Origin of the sequence: Janthinobacterium lyxosi (assembly GCF_051380665.1) — a bacterium.
Lineage (GTDB): Bacteria > Pseudomonadota > Gammaproteobacteria > Burkholderiales > Burkholderiaceae_D > Janthinobacterium.
Genome location: NZ_JBNYXM010000022.1, coordinates 67848 through 91297, shown reverse-complemented (window position 1 = coordinate 91297; position 23450 = coordinate 67848). Strand labels below are relative to the sequence as shown.

Below are 23450 nucleotides of genomic sequence, written 5' to 3'. Positions count from 1 at the left end.
CTTTAGGCGCTTTGACGCCGTAGGCCCGTGAGGATCCCCCCTATCGTGCTACCCGCTACCAGACCTACTTCGCCCGAATCGCCTGAATCGGGAGGGAGGCGTCCATTTCATTCTCCTTAGATGATTGCGGGATATTACCATTGCCATGACGCAATGTCTCAACCTGTATCAAGACCACGGTGAAAAACGGCGTTGCTGTAAATCTTGCCATTAAGCATGTCATACCGTACATTTGCTTCAGGCTGTAGTCCGCTGACGTATCTGCGCCCGCGCCGCGGGCCGGCGACCGGCCTGGCGCGGGGAGTGTTGATCGATGGTGAGTATCCAAGTCCGGCTGACCTTGCTTTTTGTCGTGATCGTCACCTTGGTGCTGGGCATTTCGGGTACCTACACCCAATATACCCTGAGCCAGGAACTCGAATCGGGCAGTGCGCGCCTGCGCAGCGGCGTGCTCACGCGCTTGCAGACCAGTTTGCCTTCGGCCCTGTGGGACCTCGATAAATCCAAGGTCGACAGCATCGTCGCAGCCGAAATGCTGCCGCCGGAACTGGTCGGCATCCGCGTCTACGACGCCTCGGTCGGCCTGTTTGCGGGCGAAGTGCGCGACGCGTCCGGCACTCTCGCGCCGCTGACTGCCGACGTGGCCATGGGCGGCACGCCCGTCGAGGCGCCGCTGGTATTCCGTGACGCCGTGGCGGCGGCCACGGGGGGCAAGCCGGTGATCGTCGGCAAGGTCATCGTCAATTTCAGCCGCGCGCAGATCGATGCAGCCTTGCGCAGCGAAGTGCGGCGCAAGGTGCTGGAAGTGTTGCTGCTTGACATCATCCTGGTGGGTGCCCTGGCGCTGAGCCTGCGCATCGTCTTCGGGCCCTTGAAACAGTTGCGCGACGGCTTGATCGACCTGGCCACGCGCGGCAGCGATGAGGTCGAGGAGTTGCCGGAAAACCGGCGCGACGAACTGGGCGACGTGATCCGCGGCTTCAATGCCGTGCAGCGCAAGCTCAAGTCCATCATCGAGGGCAGCCGCGAGGCGGAAGACATGGCGCGCCGCTCGCAGCAGGAGACGGCGCAGGCCATGGACGAGTTGCGCCGCGCGCAGGAATCGCTGCTGCAGTCGGAACGCCTGGCCTCGCTGGGCAGCCTGGTGGCGGGCGTGGCGCATGAAATCAATACCCCGGTCGGCATCGCGCTGACCAGCGCCTCGGTGCTGAAGGAAGCCACCGATCACATCAGCGCAGCGGTGGCCGGCGGCGGCGTGAAGAAAACCGATATCGTGCGCTACCTGGAAACGGCCGGCGAAAGCGCGCGGCTGATCATGAACAATGCCTACCGCGCCGCGCATCTGATCCACAGCTTCAAGCAGATCGCCGTCGACCAGGTCAGCGAGGCGCGCCGTTTGTTCGAATTGCGCGACTATATCGGGGAAGTGATATCGAGCCTGCAGCCGACCCTGAAAAAGACGCGCATCAGCATCAATATCGATTGCCCGCCTGACATCATGCTCGACAGCTATCCGGGCGCGCTGGCGCAGGTGCTGACCAACCTGGTCTTGAACTGTGTCGAGCACGCCTTCGATGCGGACACGGCTGGCAACATCCATATCGACGTGCGCCGCGACGGCGAGTGGATCGCCATGCAGGTGCGCGACAACGGCCGCGGCATCGCGCCCGACCTGCTCGACCGCGTGTTTGACCCGTTTGTCACCACGCGGCGCGGACAGGGCGGCACGGGCCTGGGCTTGAATATCGTGTTCAACTTGATTGCCAAGCAGTTTGGCGGCACCATCACGGTCAGCAGCACGCTGGGGCAGGGCGCGACGTTCCTGCTGCGCCTGCCCACGGTGACGCCGTTACCTGAAAGCACCAGCAGCCAGGCATAGGCAAGGAGAAGATACATGGCACAGCTAGAAAACAGTCAGCAAGTGGCGCTTTTGCGCGGAATCAATGTGGGCCGTGCCAAGCGCGTGGCCATGGCCGACCTGCGCAAGCTGTTGGGCGACCTGGGTTTTGCGCAGGTACGCACCGTGCTCAACAGTGGTAACGTCGTATATGACGGGGGCAAGGTGGCACCGGCCGAGGCCGCTGCCCGCATCGAAGAAGCGCTGGTGCTGAAACTGGGCGTGGCGGCCCGGGTGACGGTACTGTCGGCCAGCCAGTTTGCCGAACTGATCGAACAAAACATCTTGGCGCCGACGGCCGATGCGGCCCGTCTGCTGACGCTGGTGCTGAACAATCCGGCTGATGTCCAGCGCCTGGCGCCGTTATTGCAGCGGCCGTGGCAGCCGGAAGCGCTGGCGCTGGGGCGATGGGCCGCGTATGCCTGGTGTCCCAATGGCGTGCTGGCCAGCAAGGTGGTGGCGGAACTCGGCGTACTGCTGGGCGATGGCGTCACCTCGCGCAACTGGGCCACCATGCAAAAATTACATGCGCTGCTGAACGGGCCGGATGCGGCAGCCACATCCTCATTTACCAAGGAGTACTGATGCCTGCCATTACCGGTGCATTCGACGTCAAGATCAGCCCGGAAACCTTGTCGGACACGGCCGCGCAGTCGGGGTTGGGACGCTTGTCGCTAGCCAAGCGCTACCATGGCGCTCTCGACGCCAGCGCACAGGGCGAGATGCTCAGCGTGCGCGCCGCCGTGGCTGGTTCGGCAGGCTATGTGGCGCTGGAACGGGTGGAGGGCATCCTGGACGGGCGCCACGGCAGTTTTTACCTGCAACACAGCGGTAGCATGATGCGTGGCCTGCCCAGCTTGTCCGTCAGCGTGGTGCCCGATACGGGGACGGGCCAGTTGCAAGGGCTGTCGGGCAGCCTGGCCATCCGCATCGAAGACGGCAAGCATTATTATGCTTTCACGTATGAGATTGCTGAGACGCCATGAACTGGGATATCGTCAAGGGCGTGCTGATCCTGCTGGTCGCCGTCAGCGCCCTGGGCATCGCCTTCGTGCTCATGTCCGCTTCAGGGCCGGACAAGGCGGGCTGCATCGCGCGCGCCCTGAAATCGGGCATTCCGGTGGGCAACATTGAACGGGTCTGCCGTTTGCTGGACAAGTGAGACCTTACAAGTAAGGCAGCCAAAAAAAATTCCGCGCAAGGCGGAATTTTTTTGCTGCAGCGGCATCAAGTCGCTTGAATGGACTCAATTATCGAATTTTTCCTGTTTTTCACCATGCACGCTCAAGGCCAGCAAGCCCAGCCCCACCAGTAGCATCGAGACCATGCTCGCTTCCGGCACGGGCGCCGGCATGCTGGTTTGCTGGGCGGGTGCTGCCGTGGCGGGTTTCGGTGGCGCCAAGGCGCCATGGCGCGCGCCGCTGCTCCAGTGTGGCACCGTAATCGCGGTGCTGCTGGCCAGCAGGCGCGCGTACGGCAAGTCCGGCGTTTCCCAGCCGGGATTGTTATTCAAGCTGATGCTTTCATCGATCATCACACGCTCGCTGGCATCTTGCAGCGTGCCCACCGTCGTGTCGCTGACTGCCGCCACGCTCCATGCACTGGACGACAGCGCCAGCATGGCCACGCATAGCGGCTGAAATATCTTCATCTTTGACTCCCTGGTTCACCGCGCGGCGCGGCCGATTCCGGCCTGCGCCTGGACGGACAATGCGCCTGTACAGAGGCGCATCACGATTTTTCTGATGAGGTCTTATTACAGCACAAATCGTGTCAATTTTGCTACGTATATTTGCTTTAAATTGCGAATATTTATCATTTTGATAACGCGAAGGCTATCGCTGCCTCACACTTTGCATGAGCACGCTATCGTTGAAAAACACTGTTGTTTTTTTGTGCGAATCGCCAGCAGGAAAACAGTATATTGATTAGTATATTGTATATCGCATGATGATCAATATGACCGCCTGTGGGAGGGCAAGATGGAGACAGTTGCAATACAACACGCCGAATACAACCTCGATGCCATGCGCGGCTCGGCCTACAAAGCCAGCTCGCTGCTCAAGGCCATGGGCAATGCCGACCGCCTGATGCTGCTGTGCCAGCTTTCGCAGGGCGAGCATTGTGTCAGCGACCTCGAGCAAAAGTTGGGCATCGGCCAGCCGACCCTGTCGCAGCAGCTGGGCGTGCTGCGCGAAGAGATGCTGGTGGCCACGCGGCGCGACGGCAAGCAGATTTATTACCGCGTCGCCAGCGCACCCGTGCTGGCCGTGCTGCAAGTGCTGTACGCGCAATTTTGCGCGCCGCGCCCCCTGTTCAACGACGAAGCGGACTGAGCCCTGCCATGAGCATAGACTGGCAGCACTTCACGCCGTGGGCCTCGCTGGCCGGCGGCATGCTGATCGGCCTGGCGGCAGCCCTGCTGATCTTGTTCAATGGGCGCATCGCCGGCATCAGCGGCATCCTCGGCGGCCTGCTGCGTCCGCGCAGTGGCGACCTGGGCTGGCGCATCGCTTTTCTTGCGGGCCTGATCGGCACGCCCCTGTTGTATTCGCTGTGGCAAGCCTTGCCGCCCGTACAGATCGACGCGGCCACGCCGGCCCTGATCGTGGCGGGCTTGCTGGTGGGCGTGGGCGTGCGCTATGGCGCCGGCTGCACCAGCGGACACGGCGTGTGCGGCCTGTCACGCCTGTCACCGCGTTCGCTGGCGGCCACCATGGCCTTCATGGCGGCCGGTTTCCTCACCGTGTATCTGTTGCGCCACCTATGAACAAGCTACTCCTTTCCCTGTTGAGTGGCCTCGTCTTTGGCCTGGGCCTGATCGTCTCCGGCATGGGCAACCCGGCCAAGGTGCTCGGTTTCCTCGACCTGGCCGGCGCCTGGGACCCGTCGCTGGCGCTGGTGATGGGCGGCGCCATCGCCGTGGCCCTGCCTGCCTTCTGGCTGGCAGGACGGCGTAGCACAGCGCTGCTGGGCGAGCCCATGCAATTACCGGCGGCGCGGCGCATCGACCGGCGCTTGCTGCTGGGCAGCCTGGCCTTTGGCGCAGGCTGGGGCATCGCCGGTTTCTGTCCCGGTCCCGCCCTCGTGTCCCTGCTGGCGGGCCAGCCGAAGGCGTGGATATTTGTCGGCGCCATGCTGGCCGGCATGGCCCTGTTTGAAGTGCTGGAGCGCCGCAAGCTACCCGCGCCCGCCTGAGACGGTACAATCTGGCGCATCGTCACTCTGGATACCCGCATACATGAAGACCGTGATTTCCCGCGCCAGCGCGCACGCCGCCCTGCTGTGCAGCGTGCTGGCGCTGGCCGCCTGCGGCAGCTTGCTGAAGAAGACAGCGCCGCCCGCTCCCGCGCCCGTGGCCGACACCTTGCCCAATCCGCAAGTGTTGCTGCTGGGTGAAGTGCATGACAATGCGCAAGGCCACCGCCTGCGCGTCGAGGAGTTGCAGCGCCGCCTGGCGGCCGGCTGGCGTCCCGTCATTGTCATGCAGCAGTTCGACCGCGAAAACCAGGCCTTGCTGACGCGCGCCGCGCGCGATTGCGCCGACCCCGACTGCATCATCCGCGTGATGGAACAGCCGCGCTGGGACTGGAGTTTGTACCGGCCCGTGCTGGACCTGGTCATCAGCTATCAGCTGACCCTGGTCGCCGGCAATTTGTCGCCAGCCGATGCCTCGCGCATCGTGCGCGACGGCATCCAATCGGCGATGCCGCCCGCCATGGTGGCCACTTATCTGGCCGCGCCCGTGCCGGCCGACATCCTGGAAGGGCAACAGAAGGAAGTCCAGGCGGCCCGCTGCAATATGCTGCCCGACATGATGATCAAAGGTGTCGTCAACGCCCAGGTGGCGCGCGATATCTGGATGGCCAAGCTGATCCGCGACCAGGCGCCGCGCGATGTGGTGCTGATCGCCGGCAATGCGCATGTGCGCAAGGATATCGGCGTGCCCCGCTGGCTGAAATTGGCCGACCCGCAACTGAACGTGCGCAGCATCGGCTATCTGGAGCAGGACGGCAGCGGCTACAAGGGCACGTTCGACCTGACGCAAACGATGCCGGCGCAGCCGCGCCCGGACCCGTGCGCGAAGTTTAAACAGTAAGGTTCAAGAAATGAGGTTCAAGCAGTAATACTTACTGCTGCACCCGCACCAGGGCGCTGACCCGGCTTGCCGTATCGAGCAGTTTCGGCAAGCTGTGTTCCAGCAATTGCGCCACGGACGGCCCCGCCGTCTGGCCGCTGACATTGATCGCCGCCACCACCTTGCCGCCCCGGTCGAACACGGGCGCAGCCAGGGCGATCAAGCCCTGTTCCAGCTCTTCCTGCACCAGGCACCAGCCCTGGCGCCGCACTTGCGCAATCTCTTCCATCAAGACTTCGATATCGACCTTGGTCGCCGGCGTGATTTTCAGCAGCGCCATCTTCGACAGCCGTTCGCGCAGCGCCTCGGGCGCCAGGCCCGACAGCAATACCCTGCCCATCGAAGTGCAGTAGGCCGGCAGGCGGCTGCCGATGCCCAGGTTGATCGACATGGTGCGGTGCGCGGACAGGCGCACCACATACACGATGTCGTCACCGTCGAGCACGGTGGCCGAGCACGACTGGCGCAAGGTGTGCATCAATTCTTCCAGCAGCGGCTGCGCCTGCGTCCACACGGGCAAGGATGACAGGTAGGCGTAACCGAGGTCGAGCACCTTGGGCGTCAGGCGGAACAGGCGCCCGTCCGCTTCCACATAACCGAGATGCAGCAAGGTGAGCAGGATGCGCCGCGCGCCCGCGCGCGTCAGCTGCGCCCGCTCCGCCACTTCGCTCAAGGTCTGCTGCGGCGCCTCCGCGCCAAAGCTGCGCAAGACGGCCAAGCCCCGCGCAAACGATTGCACATAGCTGTCGCCGGGACGGGGCGCGCCGTCGGCGTCAAGGCTTGCTTCGGCGGAAAGGGGTGTGCTGCTGCGGTCGGTCATGGCGATTCCAATGGGGCAAGGTGGCAATTATAGCCATGGCGCTGGCGAAAACGGCAAATTGACAAGCGCGCCGATCAGGCATATTCTCACGAACAAGTTCTAAATGCGAATATTTGTTCGTTTTAAGAACAAATGGTTGATGGGTTTATTTGGAGGAGACAGGCAATGATCGACAAACTGCGTTCCAGCGTTATTGATGCGCTGGCCGATATCCACGATGGCGCCACCGTCATGATTGGCGGCTTCGGCGGCGCGGGCCAGCCGGCCGAGCTGATCGACGGCTTGATCGCCCAAGGTGCGCGCGACCTCGTCATCGTCAACAACAATGCGGGCAATGGCGACACGGGCCTGGCCGCCCTGTTGAAAAACGGGCAAGTGCGCAAGATCATTTGCTCCTTCCCCCGCCAGGCCGATTCCCACGTCTTCGACGCGCTGTACCGCGCGGGCAAGCTGGAACTGGAACTGGTGCCGCAGGGGAATCTGGCCGAGCGCATCCGCGCCGCCGGCGCTGGCATCGGCGGCTTTTTCACGCCCACGGGCTATGGCACGGATTTGGCCAAGGGCAAGGAAACGCGCGAGATCGATGGCCGCATGTATGTGTTCGAGTCGCCCATCCACGCCGATTTTGCCCTGATCAAGGCGGAGCAGGGCGACCGCTGGGGTAACCTGACCTACCGCGAGACGGCGCGCAACTTCGGTCCCATCATGGCCATGGCCGCGACAGTCAGCATTGCTTCCGTGCACGAGGTGCTTGAGCTGGGCAGCATCGATCCCGAACACGTCATCACGCCGGGCCTGTTCGTGCAGCGCATCGTGCAAGTGCCGCGCACGGCCACCGGCCCCGCCGGCTTCAAAGCAGCCTGAGGAGTATCAATTGCAAAAATGGAATCGAGACCAAATGGCGGCCCGCGTGGCGGCCGACATCCATGAAGGTGCCGTGGTCAACCTGGGCATCGGCTTGCCGACCCTGGTGGCGAATCATTTGCCGGCTGGCGCCGACATCATCCTGCACAGCGAAAATGGCGTGATCGGCATGGGCCCGGCACCGGCGCCGGGCGAGGAAGATTACGACCTGATCAACGCTGGCAAGCAACCCGTCACCCTGCTGGCGGGCGGCAGCTATTTCCACCATGCGGACAGCTTCGCCATGATGCGCGGCGGCCACCTGGACATCTGCGTGCTGGGTGCTTTTCAAGTGTCCGCCACGGGCGACCTGGCGAACTGGCACACGGGCGCGCCCGACGCCATTCCCGCCGTGGGCGGGGCCATGGACCTGGCCATCGGCGCGAAAAAAACCTGGGTCATGATGGAATTGCGGACCAAGACCGGTGAAAGCAAGCTGGTGCAGGCCTGCAGCTATCCGCTCACGGGCATAGGCTGCGTCAGCCGCATCTACAGCGACCTGGCCGTGCTCGATCTGGGGCCAAACGGCGCCACCGTCGTCGAACTGGCCGATGGCTTGAGTTTCGAGCAGCTGCAAGCCTTGACGGCCGTGCCGCTGATGGACGGACGTTAATTCACCATCAATACGCAAACCACTTTCTTGGAGGAAAAAACATGCACCACGCTTATATCTGCGACGCTCAGCGTACGCCATTCGGCCGCTATGGCGGCGGCCTGTCCGGGGTGCGCGCCGACGACCTGGGCGCCGTGCCCATCCGTGCCTTGATGGCGCGCAATCCGAACGTGGACTGGAGCTTTGTTACCGACGTGCTGTACGGCTGCGCCAACCAGGCGGGCGAAGACAACCGCAACGTGGCGCGCATGGCGGCCTTGCTGGCCGGCTTGCCCGACAGCGTGCCGGGCGCCACCCTGAACCGTTTGTGCGGCTCGGGCCTGGACGCCATCGGCAGCGCCGCACGCTTCATCAAGAGCGGCGAAGCGGGCTTGCTGATCGCTGGCGGCGTGGAAAGCATGAGTCGCGCACCGTTTGTCATGGGCAAGGCCGGCAGCGCCTTTGCGCGCGGCATGAAAATGGAAGACACGACCATCGGCTGGCGCTTCATCAATCCCCTGATGAAGGCCCAATATGGCGTCGACTCGATGCCGGAAACGGCGGAAAACGTGGCTGTCGAGTTCGGCATCAGCCGAGCTGACCAGGATGCGTTCGCCCTGGCCAGCCAGGTGAAAGCGCTGGCGGCGCAGCAGGCGGGCGTGTTCGATAGCGAAATCTGTCCCGTCAGCATCGCCCAAAAGAAGGGCGATCCCATCGTCGTTGCCCGCGACGAGCATCCGCGCGCCACCACGCTGGACACCCTGGCCAAATTGCAGCCCGTCGTGCGCGCGGATGGCACGATTACTGCCGGTAACGCGTCCGGCGTCAACGATGGCGCGGCAGCGCTGCTGCTGGCCGACGAAGCCAACGCGGCCCGTTTTGGCCTGACGCCGCGCGCCCGCGTCGTGGCCATGGCGACGGCTGGCGTGGCACCGCGCATCATGGGCATCGGCCCCGCGCCCGCCACCCTGAAAGTGCTGGCCATGACGGGTTTGAGCCTGGCCGACTTCGACGTCATCGAACTCAACGAAGCGTTTGCCGCGCAAGGCCTGGCCGTGCTGCGCCAGCTGGGCTTGTCCGACGACGACCCGCGCGTCAACCCGAATGGTGGCGCGATTGCCCTGGGCCATCCGCTGGGCGCCTCGGGTGCACGCCTGGCCATGACGGCCGTCAACCAGCTGCATCGCACGGGTGGACGCTATGCGCTTTGTACCATGTGCATCGGCGTGGGGCAGGGCATCGCGCTGGTGCTGGAACGGGTCTGATTCCACGCGCCCGCAGGCAGGAAAAAGTTGCCGACGCTACGTATTAACCCGTATGCCGGGCGGCTTTTTGACCCCGATCCAGCGCGTATGATGCAAAACCAGTCCGGGCAACCCGGCTGGCGTTGGCTTTTTTACACGAACAAGAAGATTGATATGACATCCCACGATACTCCGCATGACGTTGCGCAGCTGACTTCCCAGCAGCGCATCAAGGCCATCATTGGCGCTTCCTCCGGTAACCTGGTCGAATGGTTCGACTTCTACATTTACTCGTTCTGCGCGCTGTACTTTTCGCACGCCTTCTTCCCTTCCGGTAACCCGACCACCCAGCTGCTGCAGACGGCCGGCATCTTTGCCGCCGGCTTCCTCATGCGCCCGGTGGGCGGCTGGTTGTTCGGCCGCATCGCCGACAAATACGGCCGTCGCCAGTCGATGATGATTTCCGTACTGATGATGTGCGGCGGTTCCTTGATGATCGCCGTGCTGCCCACGTATGAAACCATCGGCGCCTTCGCCCCGTTCCTGCTGCTGGTGGCGCGTTTGTTCCAGGGCCTGTCCGTGGGCGGTGAATACGGCACCAGCGCCACCTACATGAGCGAAGTGTCGGAATCGGGCAGGCGCGGCTTCTTTGCCTCGTTCCAGTACGTGACCCTGATCGGCGGCCAATTGCTGGCATTGCTGGTGCTGGTGGTCTTGCAACAATTGCTGACTCTGGAAGAATTGCGTGCCTGGGGCTGGCGCATCCCGTTTGTGTTCGGCGCCCTGGCGGCCCTGGTGTCGCTGAATCTGCGTAAATCCCTGACGGAAACGACTACCGCCAGCGAGCGCAAGGACAAGGACGCGGGCAGCCTGCGCGGCTTGCTCAAGCACAAGCGCGCCTTCATCACCGTGCTGGGCTTTACGGCTGGCGGCTCGCTGGTGTTCTACACCTTCACCACCTACATGCAGAAATACCTGGTCAACACGGCCGGCATGGACACCAAGACGGCCAGCGCCGTCATGACCTGCGCGCTGCTCGTCTACATGATTCTGCAACCCGTGTTCGGCGCCCTGTCCGACCGCATCGGCCGCCGTACCTCGATGCTGTTCTTCGGCGGCCTGGCCACCCTGTGCGTGCTGCCGATCATGCATGCCCTGAAAGACATCACCAGCCCATACGCGGCGTTTGGCCTGATCATCATCGCGCTGGCCATCATCAGTTTCTATACCTCGATCAGCGGCTTGATCAAGGCGGAAATGTTCCCCGTCGAAGTGCGCGCGCTGGGCGTGGGCTTGTCGTATGCGGTCGCCAACGCCATGTTCGGCGGTTCGGCCGAATACGTGGCGCTGCAGTTCAAGGCCTGGCACGTGGAAGAGTATTTCTATTGGTACGTGACCGTCATGTGCCTGATTTCCTTCATCGTCGCCATCCGCATGCCGGACCCGAGCCGCTCGGGCCTGCTGAAGTAATGTTGCCGTAAAATGGGGGACACTGCGGTGTCCCTCTTTCATCACCGCCTTTTTATCGTGCCGATCAGGAGTCTTCATGCCGTATGTTATTCCCGCACCGATCCAGCCCAGCGTTCCCGTTACCGGCAGCGTTGATACTTTTCCTGTCCACCGCATCTATTGCGTGGGCCGCAACTATGTCGACCACGCCAAGGAAATGGGCCACACGGGCCGCGAGGCGCCGTTTTTCTTCATGAAGCCGGCCGATGCCGTGCTGCCCGTGCCTGCCGGCACGACGGGCGAGTTGCCGTACCCCGCGCAAACGCAGGATTGCCAGCACGAGATGGAACTGGTGGTGGCCATCGGCAAGGGCGGCAGCGATATCGGCGTGGCCGATGCGCTGAGCCACGTCTGGGGTTATGCGATAGGCCTGGACATGACGCGCCGCGACGTGCAGGGCGCAGCGAAAAAGCAGGGCCGTCCGTGGGAGACGGGCAAGGCCTTCGAGCACTCGGCGCCCATCGGCCCCATCACCCCGGCCGCGCAGGCGGGCAACATCAGCCATGCCGCCATCACCCTGCACGTGAATGGTGAGCTGCGTCAAGGCAGCAGCATCGACATGCTGATCTGGAACGTGGCCGAAACCATCTCTGACCTGTCGAGCTACTTTAGCTTGCAGCCGGGCGACCTGATCTACACGGGCACGCCGGCCGGCGTGGCGGCCGTGCAGCGCGGCGACGCGCTGGTGGGGGCCATCGATGGCCTGGGCACCTTGCGCATGAAAGTGGTCTAAGCTGTCAAGGAGACTGGCATGATGAACGACACTTATTCCGTAGCGCAACCCACGCGCGCCGAGATCGACGCCTTGACGGGGCCGGCCCTGCTGGAATTTGGCACGGGCTGGTGCGGCCACTGCCGCGCCACCCAGGCGCCGTTGTCCGCCGCGTTTGCACAGCATCCCGGTGTGCCGCACCTGCGCGTGGAAGACGGCCCCGGCCGCGCGCTGGGGCGTTCATTGCGGGTGAAACTGTGGCCGACCCTGATTTTTTTGAAAGATGGCCAGGAAGTGGCGCGCCTCGTGCGCCCGCTCGACAGCGCGGAGATCGCCAGGGCGTTTGCCCTGATTGAGGCGTAACTGGCTTGCATTATCTTGCCGCAGTGCACCACTGCGCGTATGATAAGCCGCTTACAGCAAGATCAACCGCATCCTTCGGGATGTAGGCGCGATCATCGCCGGCCCGCTCCACCCGGAGGGGCCGCAGGCAAGGATTCACCACAAATGACCGATGCCGCGATGCCGACGCGCGGGTCTGGTACGGAATGCCTGGCGATACGCCGGGCCTGATACACGTCGCCCATCCCCTGACGCCTTTCCTGCCGTGCCCCGGATAACCGGATGGCGCACGACCGTTGTTTCTCTAAATCAGCACTGATCACGGCGCGATGACGCGCGTTGGTATACCGTTGTCTGCCGTTAACAACGGCGTGTTGCGGCGTGGAATTTGTTTGCGAATTTAATAGCAAATTCGCAGCAAATACGCCCGCGCACAGCTATGATAGGTGAACCGCGCGCCTAGACAACGTGCTGTGCTGCTGCCTGAAAAAACATCCAGAGAATGGCCTTTAGACACCCTCCCCAAGGAGCGCAGTAAATGAGTAAGCCCCGGAGCACCCCCCCCAAGAAAAATTCCCCCGGCACGGTGCTGTTCGCCAGCCTGATCGGCACCACCATCGAGTTCTTCGATTTTTATATCTACGCCACTGCCGCCGTGCTGGTGTTCCCGAAACTGTTTTTCCCTGCCGGCGATCCGTCGGCCGCCGTGCTGCAGTCGCTGGCCACGTTCGCCATCGCCTTCTTTGCCCGCCCCATCGGCTCGGCCGTGTTCGGCCACTTCGGCGACCGCATCGGCCGCAAGGCCACCCTCGTGGCAGCCTTGCTGACCATGGGTATCTCGACTGTCATCATCGGCTTGTTGCCCACGTATGCCGCCATCGGCACCCTGGCACCATTGCTGCTGGCACTGTGCCGTTTCGGCCAGGGCCTGGGCCTGGGCGGCGAGTGGGGCGGCGCGGTGCTGCTGGCCACGGAAAACGCGCCACCTGGCAAGCGCGCCTGGTACGGCATGTTCCCGCAGCTGGGCGCGCCCATCGGCTTCTTCCTGTCGGGCGGCATTTTCCTGCTGCTGAGCGAAACCATGACCGATGAGCAGTTCTTCAGCTATGGCTGGCGCATCCCCTTCCTGGCCAGCGCGCTGCTGGTCATCGTCGGCCTGTACGTGCGTCTGAAGATCACGGAAACGCCGGACTTCCAGAAAGTCATCGACAAGAACGAGGTCGTCAAACTGCCCGTCGCCACCGTGTTCCGCCAGCATGGGCGCATGCTGTTCCTGGGTACCATCATCGCCCTGGCCACCTTCGTGCTGTTCTACCTGATGACGGTGTTCGCCTTGAGCTGGGGCACGACCAAGCTGGGCTTCACGCGCAAGGAATTCCTCGTCGTGCAGTTGTTCGCTGTGCTGTTCTTTGCCCTGACGATTCCGTTTTCGGCCGTGCTGGCCGACCGCCGCGGCCGCCGCGCCACCATGATCTGGGTCTCCGTCGCCATCGCCATCTTCGGCCTGGTGCTGGCCCCGATGTTCGGCTCGGGCGTGACCTGGGAAGTGACGCTCTTCATGGCTGTCGGCCTGGGCCTGATGGGCATGACTTACGGACCGCTGGGCACCATGCTGTCCGAGCTGTTCCCGCCCGAAGTGCGCTACACGGGCGCGTCGCTGACCTTCAACCTGGCGGGCATTCTGGGCGCCTCGCTGGCGCCGTACATCGCCACCTGGCTGGCCACCAACTACGGCTTGCAATACGTGGGCTACTACCTGTCACTGGCAGCCGTGCTGACCCTGGGCGCGCTGTTGATGGTGGGAAAGCCGAGGGCAGGCAAGGAAGCGTGGGAATAAATGCCCGCGCTAGCTGAATCCCTCGAAAGCCGTCAGCTGCCCAGCTGGCGGCTTTTTTATTGCGCCGCCGCGTGGCCGTAGCAGGCTTTCAGTCCCGCGTAGTCGTAGAATACGCTGCCAGGGGCGATGCGGGCGCCGTCGCAGGCTGGTTTGAATGGCGTTTCCTTTTCGTTATACAGCAGGCGCACGATGAGCTGTCCTTCGCCGTTGCGGTACACGTCCCACTGCATGTTGGCCGCCATCGGCGAGACGCTCTGGCCGCGCCACGGACTGTCTGCATGGCTGTAGCTGGTCTCTGGCGACAGCGCCTGCTGCAAGCCCATGGCCGAGGCGAGCGGAATGATCATCTCGGCATGCGTGAAGCGCAGCTTGGCCGCATGGCGCAGGTCGCCCTTGGCCAGCGCATCGACCTCTCGGAAAAAATCCTCGCGCAGCGCCACGGCGAAGCGCCAGGTCACGCCGGCACTGTCCGTGGTGGACGGCCCCTTCTTGTAAAAATCCTCGTGGTCGGCCACCGAGGCGTAATAGCGCGCATCGTCGGCCGGCATGTAGCGGCTGAAATCGGCCTTCACCTCGTGGCGCATGCCGGCGGCGATGGCGTACAGCTGATACAGCGTCGTGGCGGCCGCATTCATGCTGCGGATGGCCGTCTTGCCGCTGCCCTTCAGGGTGCGCGTGAGTTTGCCGTCCGCGCTGGTGAACGTGTAGCTGCCCGTATCCGCATAGCTGGTGGCGCCGCCGTTAAACTGCGCCAGGAAGGCGGGCGTGAACAAGCGCTCCAGCACCTGGCGCGCATGCTTGGTTGCTGCCGGCTGCCTGGCGGGGGTAGCCATCAGGGTGTCCAGCCGCTTGGTCCTGATGTAGTGCTGGTAAGCCTGGCTGGCGGCATAGGTGGTGGCATACGGGTTGGCGCGATCGGCCACAAAATCCGTATGTGGCGCCAGCTTGTGCGCATACAGCAGGAAGCGGTTGACGCCATCCGGTTGTGGCACCGGTGTGCGTCCCTGCGGGTACGGCGCCGGCGCGGGCGGCAGGTACAGCAGCGGCGCCAGCGCCGGGGCGTGTTCCAGCAGCGACTGCGTGAAAAAGCGCGCACTGTCGCGCGCACGGTCCACGCCGGAATGGATGGTGACGAGCTGACGCGGCGCCGTGGCAGCGTCCTGTCCCACTTGTGCAAACAGCGTGGGCAAACGTGCGAGCAGGCGCGCGGCCAGCTGCCGGTGTTCCTCGATGCCCGTCTGCGACAGATTGCCATAGCCGGGCTGCTCGATGCCGGCCACGCCATGGCCGAGCAGGGCGTTGGCCTGCATCAGGGCCAGGATGTCGGGCCCCAGTTCGCGTCCCAGCGGCGTCAGGGCATCCTGCGCGGCGGCCTGCTTCCACATCGCATACAGGGCCGCGTCGCCCTTCATGCCGGTCAGCCCGCGCGAACCGTGGCGCGCCACCAGCTGCGTGAAGATGGGCTGGAAGCCGGCCGGTGGCGCGGCATACGTGGCCGGGTCCTGTTGCGGCGCGTAGGGCGTCTTGGTTTGATAGTAGCCGTCGAAGGCCAGGGCGGGACTGGCGCAGCAGGCCAGGGCCAGCAGCATGCTGGACAGGGGAAGCGGTGGGGACATGGTTTTTTTGGCGGATGGTTTCTTGAATACAAGCCTAGCACTGAACGAAAAAAAACGGAATCCGTCACCGCAGCGTGTCAGCCTACCACTTCGGCGTGTACTTCAGGGTGAGCTGCAGGTTGCGCGGGTCGCCATAGTAGTTGTTCGAACCGGTGTTGTTGTAGGCCGGGATGATATAGCGCTTGTCGAGAACATTGTTGACGTTGACTGACAGGGCCATTTGCGGCGTGGCTTGCCAGGCCAGGCGCGCGTTCCAGATCGAGAAGCCGGCAACCTTGAACTTGTACGCGGTATCGAGCGTATGGCTTTGCGTGTTGACGCCGGCGCCCACGCTGAACTTGTCCCAGGCGCCGGGCAGGGTATAGCTCGACCAGACACGCAGCATGTGCTTCGGCGTCCAGGTGGAAAAGACCTTGCCTTGCTCGTCCGGATCGTCCAGGTAGGTCGTCGTCGTATAGGCGTAACCGGCCGACAGTTGCAAGCCGCGCGCCACTTCGCCGGAAACTTCCGCTTCCAGGCCCTGGCTGCGCACCTTGCCCGAAGCGCGCGAGCAGTACTGCCCGTCGCACGCGAGATCGGCGGCATAGTCGGTGACGGCGCGGTTCTTTTGGTCGTAGCGGAACACGGCCAGCGAGGTGTTCACCTTGCCATCCATCAGTTCCCCCTTGATGCCCGCCTCGTAGTTGCTGCCCGTGATGGGCTTGAGGACCTCTCCTTGCACGTCGCGGTTGCTTTGCGGCGTGAAGATGTCGGCATAGCTGGCGTAGGCCGACCATTGCGGATCGAGCGCGTAGATCAGTCCTGCCGAGGGCGTGAATTTGGCGCTGGCGTTGAGTTGTTCACCAGGACCTGCGGGCGTCGCATACAGGAAGTCATACCAGCTGAAGCGTCCGCCCAGCACGGCTTTCAGCTTGCCGCTCAACTGGCCGTTCCAGCTGCCATACAGGCCTTTCTGGCGTATTTCGTAGGTACTGTCGCTGGTCACGCCCATTGGGCGCACGGCGATAGTGTCGAGATCTTGCCATGGACGGTGGTGGTTGATGTTGAAGACGTTTGCCCCTCCTTCCCAGGCGCGCGCGAAGCGGTCGTCCGACGCCAGCGTGACATAGCTGGCGCCCACGAGGACTTCCTGCGCCATGCCCAGGCCGTCGAATTTGCCGCGTACGTAGGCGTCGATACCGCGCTTGCGGTTGTCGAAATCCATGGCAAAGTCGCCATAGCTCGCGCCGCTGCCGTCTGGACGGATGGGCATGGCCAGGCGCTGGTGCGCGGAACTGGTGTTTTCCCGCATGTTCACGGCCGATGCCTTCAGGCTCCACTGGCTATTGAAATGGTGTTCCAGGTCGAGGTAAACGTTGGTTTGCCTGGCCTCGCTGCGGTTCCAGTCGGCGCCCGTGAAGGTGGAGCGGGGCAGGTTCAGCGCGCTGCCGTCCACATAGCGGGGCAGGCCGATGAAGGTGGGGCGGCCGTGGTCGTTGACGTTGCTGATGGCCAGGCCCAGGGTGGTGGCCGGTCCCAGGTCATAGTCGAGCGCCGCATACAGGGTGCGGTTCTTGCTCCACACCTGGTCGACGAAGGAGTGGCTGTCGTCTTCATCGACAATAACGCGTCCGCGCAGGCTGGCGTCCGCATTCAAGGGGCTGCTGACGTCGAGCTGGGCGCCATAATGGTCCCACGAACCGGCGCGCGCCGTCATGCTGACGCTGCGCGCGGTGGTCGGGCGCTTGCGCACCAGGCTGACGGAACCACCGGGGCTGCCCGTGCCAACGAGCATGCCGGAGGCGCCGCGCAGCACTTCCAGGCGGTCGTAGATGACCATGTTTTCCTGGCCCCAGTTACCCAGTGCATAGGTATTGCGGTCGATCGGCACGCCATCGTATTGCCATTGGTCGATCTGGAAACCGCGCGCCGTGATCACCACGCCCGGCCCCACGCCATGCACGCCGACCACGCCGGTGACGTTGTTGACCGCCTCGCGCAAGTCCTTGATGCCCTGGTCGTCCAGGCGCTGGCGCGTCAGCACGCTGACCGATTGCGGGATGTCCTTCATCGCTTGCTCGCCCTTGCCGATGCTGATCTTGCGCGCCGTGTAGGAGCCGCTGCCTTCCGTGGTGGCGCCTTGCTCGGCCTGGCCGACGATGGTAATCGAGGGCATGGTGCGCTCGGCCGCCGAAGCGGCACTGGCCGCCGCCGTGGGCGTGGACGCCGGCGCGGCCACCAGCACATAGCCGGTGGACGTCTTGCCGATGGCGTAGCCGCTGCCGCGCAGCAGCGCGGCGAAACCGTCATCAATGGCGTAGCTGCCCTGCAGGCCGGCACTGCTCAAGCCCTGGACCTTGGAGGCATCGATGACGATGGAGACGTTTGCCTGCTGGGCATAGCGGTTCAGGGCACCGGCCAGCGGACCGGCAGGGATGGCGTAGCTGGCGACAGCCGGCACAGCCTGGGCGACTGCCTGGGCATGCAGGCCGGCGCCGGCCAGCAGCATGGCCGCCACGGCCAGCGGGCGTAGCCGCGTGCGCAGGGTGTTCGGGGATGAAACGGCAAGGACTTGAACGGACATGGTGACAGCCTTTTTTGATTGATCTCAGCTGCCTTGACGCACGAGATGCGCAAAGTGGAACCGCGAACGCAAGAATATATATTTATTTTTTTGCGAGGCCGCGGGCGGGAGCGTCGACCATCACCAGGTAGCGCGTCAGCATGCGGATGCGCAGCTGCGGGAAATTGTCGATCAACAGTTGCAGCGCCTTGTCCGTGTCGTCCAACGGCAGCACGGCGGCCACGCGGATGCCGGCGATCTGCGCCCGGTCGTAATGCAGCTGGCCGGGGCGGTGACGGGCCAGCTCGTCGAGCACCTCGGCCAGCGGCAAGTCGTCGACCACCAACTGGCGTGCGCGCCACGCGTCCTGCACGCTGGCCGCATCGATGGCCGTCAACGGCCCCACGCCATTGTCCGTGATGCGCGCGCGCTGGCCCGCCTGCACCACGACAGCCGGATGTTGCGGCACCTGCGCCAGCACTTTGGATTCAAGCATGCTCAAGATGGTGGCGCCGTCTTCCCTGCGCACGCTAAAACGCGTGCCCAGGGCGCGGATCGCCGCCTGCTTGCTGTCGACGATGAAGGGGCGCTGCGCATCCTTGGCCACGTCGACGAGGATGTCGCCACGCACCAGCTCCACATGCCGCTCGCCTGCAATGAAACGCACGTTGACGGCGCTGTCGCTGCCCAGGGTGAGGCGGCTGCCATCGTCCAGCGTGTGCGTGCGCCATTGTCCTGTGGGGCTACGCAGGTCGGCCAGCAGGTAGGCGGGGCGCTCGCTGATGACCAGAGTACCGGTCAGCACCAGCATGGTCACGGCGCTGGCCGCAGCCAGCTGGCGCAGATGCTGGCGGGGACGCTTTTGGGCGATGGCGGCCAGGGCGGCGCGCGCGGGCCTATGGTCGCCGCCGGCCGGTTCGCGCACGGCGTTCAATTGACGCAGCAGGTTTTCCATGCCGGCGGCCGCTGTCGCGTGCAGCGGGTCGGCCGCCTTCCACGCAGCGAAGCCGGCCTGCGCGGTGTTGCGCTCGGCCGGATCGTCGGCGCTGAGCTGCACGATCCAGTGCGCGGCCTGCTCGGCTGCCACATCGGTGCGGGGGCGATTCATGCCGCCATGGCCGGACAGGCGTGGCGGCAGGCCAGCAAGGCTTGCACCAGGTATTTTTGCACCATGCGCGTGGATACCTTCAATTGCGCCGCCACCGCAGCCTGCGGCTGTTCTTCCAGGTAGTGCAGCAAGAAGGCGTCGCGCGCCCTGGCCGATAAGCCGGCCAGCGCCATGGCGATCTGCTCGAGCGCCTGCACGGCCATCAGGATCTCGTCGGGCGAGGGCGCGCCGGGCAGGCTGTCGGCCAGCAGGGCCAGTTCCGCCAGGTAGCTGCGTTCGAGCATTTGCCGGCGCGCGCGGTCGAGCAGCAAGCGCTTCGCCGTCGTGGACAGATAGGCGCGCGGTTCGCGCATGCCGAACAGCGCGTCGCGCGAGGCGATGATGCGCACGAACGTGTCCTGCGCCACATCGGCCGCGCCATGCGGGCAGCTGAGTTTTTTGCGCAGCCAGCCGAGCAGCCAGCCGTGATGCTCGCTGTAGAGCGATTGCACTTGCTGTTGCAGGCTGGGCTGGATGGCGGACATGAGTGATGAATAATATAAATGAGAATTGTTCTCATTGTAAGCGCCAGTGGCGGCTTGCCACAATCCCCAATGCTGGCGGATGGGGCAGGTGTTGCTTACAGGCCGCACGCGAGGCAGCCCATAAATGAAAAAACCCGCCGCTGCGCGAGGCAGGGGCGGGTTCATCAATGCTGCACATTCTTGGTGGTGATAGGTGGACTTGAACCACCGACCCCAGCATTATGAATGCTGTGCTCTAACCAACTGAGCTATATCACCAAACAGACCGGTCAGACCGGATGCTCGTTGCGACCATGGCAACACCATGATCCTTGTTCTTTGGTGGTGATAGGTGGACTTGAACCACCGACCCCAGCATTATGAATGCTGTGCTCTAACCAACTGAGCTATATCACCCAACAGCCGAGCATTATCCAGTCTTCCCATTTCCTTGTCAATGCTGGCGCAAAAAAATGTGCGGATTTCTCACGCGCCGGCGACGGCATGATTATTTTTGTAACGGCGTCAGCAAGGGCTGGATCTGCGCCAGCATGGACGCGGCCGGGTCAAGGCCCAGGCAATCGATGACGAGGTGTTCCGGCATGGCGCGCAGCCTAAGTCGAGCCTAGCGCCTGGCCAGTTGTTGTGTGGCGACGCTTATTTTAGCAAAGGGACGATTTGTGCCAGCATGGCGCTGGCCGGATCAGCGCTCAGGCAATCGATGACGAGGCGTTCCGGCATGGCGCGCAACCAGGTCAGCTGCCGCTTGGCCAGCTGGCGCGTGGCGATGATGCCCGTCTCGCGCAAGGTGGCGCGGTCGATGCGGCCATCGAGATATTCCCAGGCCTGGCGGTAGCCCACGCAGCGCATGGATGGCAGGCCCGGATGCAGGTCGCCGCGCCGGCGCAACCCTTCCACTTCATCGACCAGGGCATCGTCTTTCAGCATGAGGTCGAAGCGCGTGGCGATGCGCGCATGCAGCACGGCCCGGTCCGATGGCTCCAGCGCAAACGACTGTAATTGAAATGGCAGCACGGTTTTTTCGCGCAGGGCCAGCAGGGCCGACATGGGCTGGCCGGACAGGGCGATGATTTCCAGCGCGCGGCCGATGCGCTGCGCGTCCTGCGGCGCCAGGCGCGCGGCCGTGACAGGGTCTTGCTGCGCCAGGCGCGCATGCATGGCGGGCCAGCCGATGGCGGCCGCGTCCTGCTCCAGCTGGGCGCGCAAGGCAGGATCGGCGCCGGGCAAGTCATCGAGGCCATCGGTCAGGCCCTTGAAGTACAGCATGGTGCCGCCGACCAGCAGCGGCAGCTTGCCGCGCGCGGAGATTTCGCTCACCAGGCGCAGGGTATCGTTGCGGAACTGCGCCACCGAATAGGCGTCCAGCGGGTCGATGATGTCGATCAAATGATGCGGTACCTGGGCCAGTTCTTCTTTCGAAGGCTTGGCCGTGCCGATATCCATGCCCCGGTAGACGAGGGCGGAATCGACGGAGATGATCTCGGACGGAATGGCTTGCGCGATGGCCAGCGCACTGGCCGTCTTGCCGCTGGCCGTGGGGCCCATGATGGCGACGGCCAGGGGGAGGTGTTGAGTGTTTTTCATGATACTTTTTGATGTGCTTGCGATGGAAACCCCAAGGCAAAGGCTGGGGTCAGTCTCTTCGAGATCGGGATACGTCCCATTGGGCCGCATCCCCCGGCGGGTCTGACCCCGGAATTTCAGGCTCTTTTATTGGCCGCGCAGGAATAATTTGTCTAACGCGTTGATCTCGACCTGCACCCACGTGGGCCGGCCATGGTTGCACTGGTCGGCGCGTTCCGTGCTCTCCATCTGGCGCAAGAGGGCGTTCATCTCCTGTACCGACAAAATCCGGTTGGCGCGCACGGCCGTGTGGCAGGCCAGGGTCCCCAGCAATTCGTTCTGGCGCTCGATCAGCACGCGCGAGCCGCCGTATTCGCGCACGTCGCGCAGCACGTCGCGCGCCAGCGTTTGCGCGTCGGCGTTCTTCAGCAGGGTCGGTACGGAACGCACGGCCAGGGTGGTGGGCGAGAGGGCGGCGATGTCGAAGCCCAGCGCTTTTAATGTGTCCTGGTTTTCATTCGCCGTCGACACTTCGATGGCGTCCGCGTAGAACGTCACGGGTATCAGGAGCGACTGTACCTGCATGTCCTGACCCGAGACTTGTGCCTGCAGCGCGTTTTTCAGCTGCTCGTACAGGATGCGCTCATGCGCGGCGTGCATGTCGACCAGCACCAGTCCCTTGGTGTTTTGCGCCAGGATGTAAATGCCGTGCAGCTGGGCCAGGGCAAAGCCCAGCGGATACTCTTCGCGCGCCATCGCTTCGGACGAGGCGATATACGGTTCCACCTGCGTGATGGGCGAACTGGCAGCGGCACCGCCGAACAGGGCGCCGTAGGCCGCCGTGTCCTGGGCCACACCTGGCGCATCGGCAAAGAAGGGACGGGCCGCGCCGGGCGCTGCTGGCGCGAAGGTATTCGTAAATTGCGCGCCGAACGAGGTCTGCGTCTGCTCGCGACGCCAGATGCCAGATCCACCCAAACCCGCGCCGGCAGTATCGCCGCTCAGGGTGGAGGCGGCCGGCAGCGGCGCCGGCACGCTGCCAAACGCCGTGGCCGAGGTCTGCGCCAGCGCGCGCTGCACGGCATGGAAGACAAACTGGTGCACGGAACGGCTGTCGCGGAAGCGCACTTCGATCTTCGACGGGTGCACGTTGACATCGACCAGGGCCGGGTCGAGGTCGAGCGCCAGCACGTAGGAGGGAAAGCGGTCGCCATGCAGCACGTCCTGGTAAGCCATGCGCACGGCATGCACCAGCAGCTTGTCGCGCACGAAGCGCCCGTTGACATAAAAGAACTGGCCGTCGGCGCGTGCCTTCGATGCCGTCGGCAAGCCGGCAAAGCCGTGAATGCGCAGGGTGCCGGCCGATTCGTCCAGCGCCAGGCGCGCCTCGGCAAAGTCATTGCCGAGGATGTGGGCGCTGCGCTTGGCCAGTTCGCTGATATTCCACTGGTCGATGGTGCGCCCGTTGTGCGACAGCGAAAATGCCACGTCGGGCCGCGCCAGGGCGATGCGGCGCACCACTTCGGCGCAGTGGCCGTATTCCGTCTGCTCGGATTTGAGGAACTTGCGCCGCGCGGGCGTGTTGAAATACAGGTCTTGCACGTCGACCGTGGTGCCGTGCGCGCCGGACGACGGCGAGACGCTGCCATTGTGCGAGCCGACGATTTCCCACGCATGGGCAGCGTCCGCCGTGCGCGAGGTCAGAGTGACGGCGGCCACCGATGCGATCGAGGCCAGCGCCTCGCCGCGAAAGCCCAGCGTGCCCACGTTTTCCAGGTCGTGCAGGGAGGCGATCTTGGAGGTGGCGTGGCGCGCCAGGGCCAGCGGCAACTGTTCCTTGTCGATGCCGCGGCCATTGTCGGTAATCGCGATGCGTTTTACGCCCCCCTCTTCCAGCCGCACCGTGATTTGCGTGGCGCCCGAGTCGAGTGCGTTTTCCAGCAACTCCTTGACCACGGCCGATGGCCGCTCGACCACCTCGCCAGCGGCGATTTGCGAAATCAACTGGTCAGGCAGGGCCTGGATCGGGCGGTGGGGCGTGATGGGAGCGTTCATGCTGCGATTATACCGGGGTCAGACCCTCAACGCCGCCAACGCAAAGCG

At 63.9% G+C, this 23450-nt stretch carries 23 protein-coding genes and 2 tRNA genes; 15 read left to right on the top strand and 10 right to left on the bottom strand.

From position 1 onward, the window contains the following. The first annotated feature begins 313 nt into the window (after positions 1-313). The 4 genes from ACQ4WP_RS21200 to ACQ4WP_RS21185 are packed head-to-tail and all read left to right on the top strand — an operon-like array spanning position 314 to position 3059. Positions 314-1879: a sensor histidine kinase gene (locus tag ACQ4WP_RS21200; protein WP_436524092.1), complete on the top strand. Its 1566-nt coding sequence runs from the start codon at positions 314-316 to the stop codon at positions 1877-1879. Between the two features lie 15 nt (positions 1880-1894). After that, entirely contained in the window at positions 1895-2482 is a 588-nt protein-coding gene (locus ACQ4WP_RS21195; protein WP_436524090.1) for a DUF1697 domain-containing protein, read from the top strand. Continuing rightward, the gene (locus ACQ4WP_RS21190; RefSeq protein ID WP_436524088.1) at positions 2482-2883 is read left to right on the top strand and encodes a DUF3224 domain-containing protein; all 402 of its coding nucleotides are present in this window, start codon (positions 2482-2484) and stop codon (positions 2881-2883) included. The genes ACQ4WP_RS21195 and ACQ4WP_RS21190 overlap by 1 nt, the downstream gene beginning before the upstream one ends. Continuing rightward, the gene (locus ACQ4WP_RS21185; RefSeq protein WP_436524086.1) at positions 2880-3059 is read left to right on the top strand and encodes a hypothetical protein; all 180 of its coding nucleotides are present in this window, start codon (positions 2880-2882) and stop codon (positions 3057-3059) included. Before ACQ4WP_RS21190 ends, ACQ4WP_RS21185 begins: the two co-directional genes overlap by 4 nt. A gap of 84 nt (positions 3060-3143) precedes the next feature. Here the strand turns inward: ACQ4WP_RS21185 and ACQ4WP_RS21180 are convergent, their stop codons facing one another. Then, entirely contained in the window at positions 3144-3548 is a 405-nt protein-coding gene (locus ACQ4WP_RS21180) for a hypothetical protein (RefSeq protein ID WP_436524084.1), read from the bottom strand. Between the two features lie 331 nt (positions 3549-3879). Here ACQ4WP_RS21180 and ACQ4WP_RS21175 point away from each other — a divergent pair, with 331 nt between their 5' ends. The 4 genes from ACQ4WP_RS21175 to ACQ4WP_RS21160 are packed head-to-tail and all read left to right on the top strand — an operon-like array spanning position 3880 to position 5996. Continuing rightward, positions 3880-4233, top strand: a complete 354-nt coding sequence (locus ACQ4WP_RS21175; protein WP_436524082.1) for an ArsR/SmtB family transcription factor — start codon at positions 3880-3882, stop codon at positions 4231-4233. 8 nt (positions 4234-4241) lie between these two features. Continuing rightward, positions 4242-4667: a YeeE/YedE family protein gene (locus ACQ4WP_RS21170; RefSeq protein ID WP_436524080.1), complete on the top strand. Its 426-nt coding sequence runs from the start codon at positions 4242-4244 to the stop codon at positions 4665-4667. Beyond that, the gene (locus tag ACQ4WP_RS21165) at positions 4664-5095 is read left to right on the top strand and encodes a DUF6691 family protein (protein WP_436524078.1); all 432 of its coding nucleotides are present in this window, start codon (positions 4664-4666) and stop codon (positions 5093-5095) included. Before ACQ4WP_RS21170 ends, ACQ4WP_RS21165 begins: the two co-directional genes overlap by 4 nt. A 43-nt stretch (positions 5096-5138) precedes the next feature. Then, entirely contained in the window at positions 5139-5996 is an 858-nt protein-coding gene (locus tag ACQ4WP_RS21160; RefSeq protein ID WP_436524076.1) for a ChaN family lipoprotein, read from the top strand. Positions 5997-6027: 31 nt separating this feature from the next. Here the strand turns inward: ACQ4WP_RS21160 and ACQ4WP_RS21155 are convergent, their stop codons facing one another. After that, a complete protein-coding gene (locus ACQ4WP_RS21155; RefSeq protein ID WP_436524074.1) occupies positions 6028-6855 on the bottom strand; it encodes an IclR family transcriptional regulator domain-containing protein in 828 nt (275 codons plus the stop codon). Positions 6856-7020: 165 nt separating this feature from the next. On the opposite strand from ACQ4WP_RS21155, the gene ACQ4WP_RS21150 reads away from it, so the two are divergent. From ACQ4WP_RS21150 to ACQ4WP_RS21120, 7 genes are all read left to right on the top strand, one after another. After that, on the top strand, positions 7021-7719 hold the full coding sequence (locus ACQ4WP_RS21150) for a 3-oxoacid CoA-transferase subunit A (RefSeq protein WP_436524072.1): 699 nt from the start codon (positions 7021-7023) through the stop codon (positions 7717-7719). 10 nt (positions 7720-7729) lie between these two features. Continuing rightward, on the top strand, positions 7730-8371 hold the full coding sequence (locus ACQ4WP_RS21145; RefSeq protein ID WP_436524070.1) for a 3-oxoacid CoA-transferase subunit B: 642 nt from the start codon (positions 7730-7732) through the stop codon (positions 8369-8371). Between the two features lie 41 nt (positions 8372-8412). After that, entirely contained in the window at positions 8413-9615 is a 1203-nt protein-coding gene (gene pcaF / locus ACQ4WP_RS21140) for a 3-oxoadipyl-CoA thiolase (protein WP_436524068.1), read from the top strand. 153 nt (positions 9616-9768) lie between these two features. Continuing rightward, positions 9769-11064 (top strand): MFS family transporter, encoded by a 1296-nt coding sequence (locus ACQ4WP_RS21135; protein WP_436524066.1) that lies wholly within the window; start codon positions 9769-9771, stop codon positions 11062-11064. 76 nt (positions 11065-11140) lie between these two features. Continuing rightward, complete coding sequence (locus ACQ4WP_RS21130; protein ID WP_436524064.1) at positions 11141-11836, top strand: fumarylacetoacetate hydrolase family protein; 696 nt, start codon at positions 11141-11143, stop codon at positions 11834-11836. Between the two features lie 18 nt (positions 11837-11854). Next, complete coding sequence (locus ACQ4WP_RS21125; RefSeq protein WP_436524062.1) at positions 11855-12178, top strand: thioredoxin family protein; 324 nt, start codon at positions 11855-11857, stop codon at positions 12176-12178. A 517-nt stretch (positions 12179-12695) separates the two neighbouring features. Beyond that, entirely contained in the window at positions 12696-13994 is a 1299-nt protein-coding gene (locus ACQ4WP_RS21120) for an MFS transporter (protein WP_436524060.1), read from the top strand. A gap of 56 nt (positions 13995-14050) precedes the next feature. Here ACQ4WP_RS21120 and ACQ4WP_RS21115 read toward each other — a convergent pair whose 3' ends face one another. From ACQ4WP_RS21115 to mutL, 8 genes are all read right to left on the bottom strand, one after another. Beyond that, positions 14051-15610, bottom strand: a complete 1560-nt coding sequence (locus ACQ4WP_RS21115) for a histidine-type phosphatase (protein WP_436524058.1) — start codon at positions 15608-15610, stop codon at positions 14051-14053. A gap of 82 nt (positions 15611-15692) precedes the next feature. Beyond that, positions 15693-18173, bottom strand: a complete 2481-nt coding sequence (locus ACQ4WP_RS21110; RefSeq protein WP_436524056.1) for a TonB-dependent siderophore receptor — start codon at positions 18171-18173, stop codon at positions 15693-15695. 82 nt (positions 18174-18255) lie between these two features. Continuing rightward, positions 18256-19260: a FecR family protein gene (locus ACQ4WP_RS21105; RefSeq protein WP_436524054.1), complete on the bottom strand. Its 1005-nt coding sequence runs from the start codon at positions 19258-19260 to the stop codon at positions 18256-18258. Continuing rightward, on the bottom strand, positions 19257-19784 hold the full coding sequence (locus ACQ4WP_RS21100) for a sigma-70 family RNA polymerase sigma factor (protein ID WP_436524052.1): 528 nt from the start codon (positions 19782-19784) through the stop codon (positions 19257-19259). Before ACQ4WP_RS21100 ends, ACQ4WP_RS21105 begins: the two co-directional genes overlap by 4 nt. A gap of 181 nt (positions 19785-19965) precedes the next feature. Further along, a tRNA-Met gene (locus ACQ4WP_RS21095) sits at positions 19966-20042 on the bottom strand. Positions 20043-20103: 61 nt separating this feature from the next. Then, positions 20104-20180, bottom strand: a tRNA-Met gene (locus tag ACQ4WP_RS21090). Positions 20181-20420: 240 nt separating this feature from the next. Next, positions 20421-21368 carry a tRNA (adenosine(37)-N6)-dimethylallyltransferase MiaA gene (gene miaA, locus ACQ4WP_RS21085; RefSeq protein ID WP_436524050.1) on the bottom strand — a complete coding sequence of 316 codons (948 nt, stop codon included), beginning with the start codon at positions 21366-21368 and terminating at the stop codon, positions 20421-20423. A gap of 126 nt (positions 21369-21494) precedes the next feature. After that, positions 21495-23402, bottom strand: a complete 1908-nt coding sequence (gene mutL / locus ACQ4WP_RS21080) for a DNA mismatch repair endonuclease MutL (protein WP_436524048.1) — start codon at positions 23400-23402, stop codon at positions 21495-21497. Positions 23403-23450: the final 48 nt, after the last annotated feature.